The sequence below is a fragment of the Streptomyces boluensis genome (assembly GCF_009908195.1).
Classification (GTDB): Bacteria; Actinomycetota; Actinomycetes; order Streptomycetales; family Streptomycetaceae; genus Streptomyces; species Streptomyces boluensis.
In genome coordinates, this window is the sequence record NZ_JAAAHS010000393.1 from 1 (window position 1) to 6,942 (window position 6,942).

Here is a 6,942-nt window from a genome sequence, read left to right on the forward strand (position 1 = left end):
GGGTATGGGTGTGGAGGCTCGGCGCGAGGTGGCGCCTTGCCAGTTGCCGCCGTGCCAGGTGCCGTCGCGCCAGGTGCCGTCGCGCGAGCCGACCTGGCGGAGCCACGGGCTGGGCCGGAGCGGCAGCCGTACGGTTCGTACCGGCGGGACCTCGGCGGCACCTCGGAGGCCTGCGCCGCTCGGCCGGAGCCGGTAGCGCTGCAGCCGGTAGCGCTGAAGCTGGTAGCGCTGAAGCTGGTGCGTGCCGGACCCGTGGGGCCCGACCGCGGGGGCGACGCGACCGTGGACCCACTCCGGCCGCCTGACCCGGCCTGCAAGGCAAGCCCTACCCCCACCTCACCCCGAATCCAGCGAAGCAAGCACGCGGCGGGCGATCTCGCGGCCGATGGGGAGGGAAGCCGTCGCGGCCGGGGACGGGGCGTTGAGCACATGCACCGTGCGCGGGGCCTCGCGGATCAGGAAGTCGTCGACCAGCGTGCCGTCGCGCAGCACCGCCTGGGCGCGGACGCCGGACTTCGCGGGGCGCAGGTCGTCCTCCGCCACGGCGGGCAGCAGTCTGCGTACCGCCTCAGTGAAGGCCCGCTTGGACAGGGAGCGGCGCAGCTCGCCCGCGCCGTACCGCCAGTGTCTGCGGGCGATGTGGCGGCTGCCGGGCCAGGCCAGCGTCTCGGCGAGGTCGCGGGGGCTGAGCACCGACCAGTCGTACCCCTCACGCGCGGGCGCGGGTACGGCGTTGGGGCCGACGTGGACGCCGCCGTCCACGCCACGCGTGAGGTGCACGCCGAGGAACGGGAAGGCCGGGTCCGGCACCGGATAGACCAGGCCGCGCACAAGGTCGGGCCGGGCCAGGTCGAAGTACTCACCCCGGAACGGGACGATCCGCATGCCGGGGTCGTCGCCCGCGAGCCGGGCCACCCGGTCGCAGTGCAGCCCCGCGCAGTTGACCAGGGCGCGGGCGCGCAGCACCGTGCCGTCCGCCGTGCGCACCGCGACACCGCGCTCGGGGCGGCGGTCGATCCGGGTGACCTCCGCGCCGTACCGCACCTCGGCGCCGGAGGCCTGGGCGAGCTGCTCGGCCACCGCCGCGTAGTCGCACACCCCGGTCGTGCCTACGTGGATGCCCGCGATGCCGCTGACCTGCGGCTCGAACTCGGAGATCTGGGCGGGGCCCAGCTCTCTGACCGGAATGCCGTTCTCCCTGCCGCGCTGCACCAGTGCGTGCAGGCGGGGCAGCTCCTCGCGGTCCGTGGCGACGATCAGCTTCCCGGTGACGGCGTGCGGAATGTCGTACTCCGCGCAGAACTTGACCATCTCGGCGGCGCCGCGCACCGCGAACCGCGCCTTGAGTGAGCCCGGGGCGTAGTAGATCCCGCTGTGGATCACTCCGCTGTTGCGCCCGGTCTGGTGGCGGGCCGGGCCCGGCTCCTTCTCCAGGACGGTGACCCGCGTGCCCGGACGGGTGCGCGCCAGTGCGTACGCCGTGGACAGGCCGACGATCCCGCCGCCGATCACCAGCACGTCGCAGTCGTACGTCATCCGCTCCACCTCCCAGGTCCGATAGTGCACTGCGCCACTGACAATGCCTTCAAACCCGAAAGGATCATGGACTGTCGCCGGGGTGACAAGAGGCCGTCGTCGGGAGAGGCATCGGGAGACGCGTCGGGGGATGCGGAGCGTTCATGCCTCAGGCCGGGGCGACGAGCAGCGGCCTCGCCCGCTCCCGCAGCTCCGCGACGCGTGGTTCGTCGCCGTGCGGTTCGAGGCGGTGCAGCAGGTCGCGTACGTACTCGGTGGTGCGGGCGGAGGAGATGCGTCCGGCCACTTCGACGGCGCGCAGGCCCTGGGCGCAGGCCGCGTCCAGGTTGCCGGACTCCAGCTCGGCGACCGCGCTGACCACGAGCCGTAAGCCGTGCGAGCGGACGTACTCCTCGGTGGGCCTGGACAGCGCCTGCTCGGTGAAGCGGCGCACCTGGCGCGGGGCCTTGAGGTCGCGGTAGCACTCGGCGGCGTCGGCGGCGAAGCGGTCGTACGAGTAGAAGCCGAGCCACTGCGGGTCGTTGTCGCCGTCCCGGGCGCGCTCGAGCCAGCCCTCCGCGGCCTTGAGCCCGGCACCGGCGGCGTGCGCGTCACCGGCACGCGCGTGTGCCCGTGCCTCGATCAGCCGGAAGAAGCTCATGGTGCGGGCCGTCGCGAGGCCGCGGTTGCGCTCGATGGCGGCCTGCGCCAGGTCCACGCCCTCGTCGCCGAAGCCGCGGTACGTGGCCTGCAGCGACATGGAGGCGAGCACATAGCCCCCGAGCGGTACGTCGGCGGCCGCGCGGGCCAGGCGCAGCGCCTGGATGTAGTACCGCTGAGCGGCCTCCTGCTGGCCCGTGTCGAAGGCCATCCACCCGGCGAGCCGGGTGAGTTCGGCGGTCGCGCCGAACAGGGCGCGGCCCACCTCGTCGGAGTACGCGCCGAGCAGCAGCGGGGCCGCCTCGACGCGCAGGCACTCCGGGACCATCGACGAACGCCAGTCCCCGCCCCCGTACTTGGAGTCCCAGCGGCGGGCGTCCTCGGCGGCCTCGCGCAGTTTGTGCACGTCACTGTGGCCGACCCGCTGCAGGTTCTCGCCCTGCGCGGCGGCCGGATCGGCGCTCGCGGCGCTCTGCAGAGGGCGCTCGACCGAGCTGTCGGCGGGGGTTATCAGCCATCGGGAGGCCGGGGTCGCGTACGCGCTCACGGCGAAGGAGCCGGCCAGGGACTGCCAGATTCCGCCGCCTCCCGCGCGGCGCCCGGCCAGGTCGAGCCGGTACAGCTCGGTCGCGGATTTCACCGCGGCCCCGACATCGCGCGGGAAGGCCAGGCCCACTTCGGGCGCCGGGTCCGCGTCCGCGAGGCCGATCTCGTGCAACGGCACAGGGCGGCCCAGCTTCTGGCCGATGGCCGCCGCGATCAGATGCGGTGCCGCCCCCTGCGGAACCATGCCCTTGGAGACCCAGCGGGCCACCGAGGTCTTGTCGTAGCGAAGCGTCAACCCTCGCTGTGCACCTAGGTCGTTGACCCTTCGCGCCAGTCCCGCGTTGCTGATTCCCGCGAGGGCGAGAACGGTGCCGAGCTTTTCGTTCGGCCCGCGTTGCTCCCTGGACATGCGCCACCCCTCGACACAGACGGCTGCCGCAGCTTCTGGCATAACCACGCGGCATTCGTAAACCCAGCGTAGTTCCCCGCATTCCAAGCGTTAAGGGGCCCGGTTCCGGATGGCGGGATTGTTGTCTGTACAGGCGTACGGGCGCCCCTCGTCGTGCTCCGGGTGTGTGGCCGTGCGCCCGCACGTGCGCTCTTTCTCGGACACCGGGGGTGGCGCTTCCATGAGGGATGCGTGGGTCGGCCCGCTGCGCACTGGATCCAGTGGGCTGGGGGACACCGCCGCCTCACATCCCCGCGGGCGGCGGATCGGTCCGGGAGGCGATGGGCGCCTCCCGGACTGTGTAGTTCCGCGCGCTCCACGCACCTTTGCCCGCCCTCGTCCCTCCACCCGGGCGCACCCGCGCGGTCGCCGAATTGGCCAAATATCGACGGTTGCCCACCGCCCCCCAGATGTCTCAACTGTCTGAATCCGGGGGCGCATTGAGGCATGCTCGAGCGCTGTCGTAACCCCTCTTGTGCGCCTCCTTCGTGGCAGCATGGACCTGAGTTCCCGGTGGTTCTTCGGTCTCGGTTGTCCACAGCCTGTGGAGGCGACGATGCGGTGGTTGGTGGGGTGGAGCAGTACCACCGCGAAAACGGCGACATCCAGGTCCGCCGCAGGCGCGGGCGCGCTCGCCGGTGAGGGCGGGGAAACTGTGCACCCGGTGGGCTCCCAACTCCTGTGGGGCGACCCCGATCCGCTGTGGGCGGTCGGCGACTGGCGCCCCGACGAAGTACGCGTGGTGAAGGCCGACGAGCGCACCCGGATCGCCGTGCTCGGCACCTGCGGCGCCAGCGACGAGCAGTTGCGCGTCGGCCTGTTCGCGGCCCGCGGCGGCGCCCTGCGCCACCTCACGGCCTGGCCCGGCAGCTACACGGCCGTCGTGCAGGTCGGCCGCCGCGTCACCGTCGCGGGCGACCTGGCCGGCGCGCGCCCCGTCTTCCACACCCCCTGGGCGGGCGGTACGGCGTACGCGACCGCCGCCCTGCCGCTCGCCGACCTCATCGAGGCCCACCTCGACATCGGCCACCTCGCCGCCCTGCTCGCCTGCCCCGACGTGCCGGAGGCCCTGCACGACTCGACGCCCTACCTGGGGGTGAGCCGGATCCCGCCGGGCCACGCCCTGATCCTGCGGGACGGTGCCCGAGAGATCGCCGGGTACGAACCGGTCGCCTCCCTCGCCGTCGCCGCGCCGCAAATGGACGCCACGCGCGCGGTGGACGGCGTCCGCGATGCCCTCGTCGAGGCGGTACGCACCCGGCTCGCCGCGCCCCGGCACGTACCGGACATCGACCCCGGACCGGTGCCGGGGATGGGCCCCGCGGAGCGGCGCGGCGCCCGGATGCCCGTGCCCGGCATCGGCGCGGACCTCTCCGGAGGGCTCGCCTCCGGCACGCTCGCGCTGCTCGCCGCCGGACTGCCGGGACTGCCCGGCACCGTCCTCGGACACGGCACCGGAGCGGGCGAGCGGCTGCTCGCCGTGACCTTCAACGACCTGGCCACCAGCGGCCGCGAGGCCGAGATGGAACGCGCGGGCGCCATCGCCGCCAACCCGCGCCTGCACCACGTCGTGGTCGCCGCGGGCGAGGAGGCCCTGCCGTACGCCGACCTGGAAGGCCCGCTGACCGACGAGCCGGGCCCGTCCCTGGTCACGGCCGCCCGGCACCGCGCGCGGCTCTCCTCGGGCAGCGCCGACCACTTCACCGGGCATGGTGCGCGCCAGGTGCTCGACGCGCACCCCGCGCGCCTCGCCGACCTCCTCATGGACCGGCGACGGCGCCATCTGGTGCGCCCCGTCGCGGCGTTGGCCAAGGCCGAGGGTTCCGTCCTTGTGCCCGCGCGCGTGTACGCGGCTGCCCGCCGCCTCGCGCGTACGCCCTACCGCGCGGGCATCGAGGACGCCGCCGTACGCCTCAGGGAGGCCGGCTTCGAGGAGCCTGCCGGGGCCGTGGGCGCCTCCCTCGCGGCGCTCGCCTGGGCCCGGCCCGGTCCCGCCGCGCGCTGGCTGACCGGCGAGGCGCTCGCTGAAGTATCGGTTCGTCTGGAACAGGCGGCCACCCGCCCGGGACCCGGCCCAGGGCAGCACCCCGGTGAACTACGCGCGCGTGCCGCCCTCGCCCGGCACGCCGCCGACCTCCGCGTCCTCGAACAGGCGGCGGAGGTCCGTTTCCAGCGCCTGCACGCCCCGTTCCTCGACAACCAGGTCGTACGCGCGTGCCGGGCACTGCCGGAGGCCCTCAGGGTGCAGCCGGGCGCCCGCGCCGACATTCTCCGTACGGTCCTGGAGGGCGCTGGAGTCACCGAGCTGCCGCCCGGCTGGGGCGCCCCCGCGCAGGTGCCGTCGAACGCCGCCATGGGCACCGGACTCCGCGTCGCCGTCGAGGAGTTGGTCGACCTGTTCGCCGCGCCGCTGCTCGCCCAGGCGGGCCTGGTCGAGGGACGCGTGGTGCAACGCGCGCTGCGCACCGCCGCCGACGGGGACACGGCCGCGCTCGACGGCCTGACCGAACTGATCTCGACGGAACTGTGGCTGCGCCGCCTGATCGCCCGCCGCGGCACCTGCTGGACCGGCACCCCGGCACGCGCGCGTGCGGTGCCTTCCGGGATCACTCCGCAGCGGGGCGTACTGGGGCAGCAGCGGGGCGCACTGGGCAGTGCGTCGAGCCCTTCTGGGGTGTGAGGCGGGGAGGGGCTGAGGCTCTGGGTGCCCGGTGGGCGTGCGGTGGCGTGCGCTGGGAGCTCGCTGGGGGTGTCGCCCGTGTCGCCCGTCCGGCCGTAGCCGTGGGTGCGGGTCAGGGCGCGGGTCACGGTGCGGTTCGCGGTGCGGGGCACCGGTGCTGATCGGCTTGCGGGCCGGTGTGCGGACCGGTGTGCGGGCCGGTGTGAGCGGCGCCGTCCGGCTCGACAACAGCGGGCCGTCCGCCCCGTACCGCCGCTCGTCCCGACCTCACGTCCCTCGCCCCGCAAAGGAACAATGACCCCGTGCGGTACCGAATCCTGGGCGCCACCGCGGCGCACGACGAGCACGGCGCCCCCGTACCCGTGGGCGGGCCCCGACTGCGCGCGCTGCTCGCGGTCCTCGCGCTGCGGGCGGGCCGTGCCGTCGACTCCGGTGCGCTGATCGACGAGGTGTGGGCCGACGACCCGCCGCACGACGCATCCGCCGCGCTCCAGGCCCTGGTCGGACGGCTGCGCCGGGCGCTCGGCAGGGCGGCGGTCGAGTCGGCGCCGGGCGGGTACCGGCTGGCCGTGAACCCCGACGACGTGGACCTGCACCGCTTCGAGCGGCTGGCCCGGCAGGGCACCGACGCGCTGCACGCGGGCGACGCGGCCGGCGCGTCCCGGGTCCTGCGCCAGGCCCTCGCCCTGTGGCGCGGCCCCGCCCTCGCCGACCTGCCGGACCGTACGGCCGCGGCCAGGCCCGAGGCCCGCCGCCTGGACGCCACCCGCGCGCGCGTGGAGGCCGAACTGCGCCTCGGCCACGCCCATGACCTCGTACCGGAACTGTGGGAACTGACCGAGGCGCACCCGTACGACGAGCCGCTGTACGCGCAGTTGATCCGCGCCCTGCGGGACACGGGCCGGGGCGCGGACGCCCTCGCGGCGTACGAGCGGGCGCGGTGCACCCTCGCGGACGGGCTCGGCACCGACCCGGGACCGGAACTGCGGGCGCTGCACCAGGAGTTGATCACCGAGCCGGTCGCGGGCGCGGACGGTCGCGGACGCGGTCGCGGACGAGGACGAGGGGCGGAAACGGACCCTCCGCTCCCGCC

Annotated in this window: 4 protein-coding genes; 2 read left to right on the forward strand and 2 right to left on the reverse strand. The window is 74.7% G+C overall.

Annotated features, from left to right (window positions below; genetic code table 11):
* Positions 1 to 336 precede the first annotated feature (336 nt).
* A complete protein-coding gene (lhgD, locus tag GUY60_RS31780; RefSeq protein ID WP_161704146.1) occupies positions 337 to 1,536 on the reverse strand; it encodes an L-2-hydroxyglutarate dehydrogenase in 1,200 nt (399 codons plus the stop codon).
* A 148-nt stretch (positions 1,537 to 1,684) separates the two neighbouring features.
* Positions 1,685 to 3,130: an NsdA family TPR-like regulatory protein gene (locus GUY60_RS31785; RefSeq protein WP_161704148.1), complete on the reverse strand. Its 1,446-nt coding sequence runs from the start codon at positions 3,128 to 3,130 to the stop codon at positions 1,685 to 1,687.
* Positions 3,131 to 3,725: 595 nt separating this feature from the next.
* On the opposite strand from GUY60_RS31785, the gene GUY60_RS31790 reads away from it, so the two are divergent.
* Both GUY60_RS31790 and GUY60_RS31795 read left to right on the forward strand, forming a co-directional pair.
* Positions 3,726 to 5,849, forward strand: coding sequence for an asparagine synthase-related protein (locus GUY60_RS31790; protein ID WP_161704150.1), 2,124 nt, complete (start codon positions 3,726 to 3,728; stop codon positions 5,847 to 5,849).
* A 302-nt stretch (positions 5,850 to 6,151) separates the two neighbouring features.
* Positions 6,152 to 6,942: AfsR/SARP family transcriptional regulator (locus GUY60_RS31795; RefSeq protein WP_187370177.1), on the forward strand; the 791-nt coding region annotated here is incomplete at its 3' end.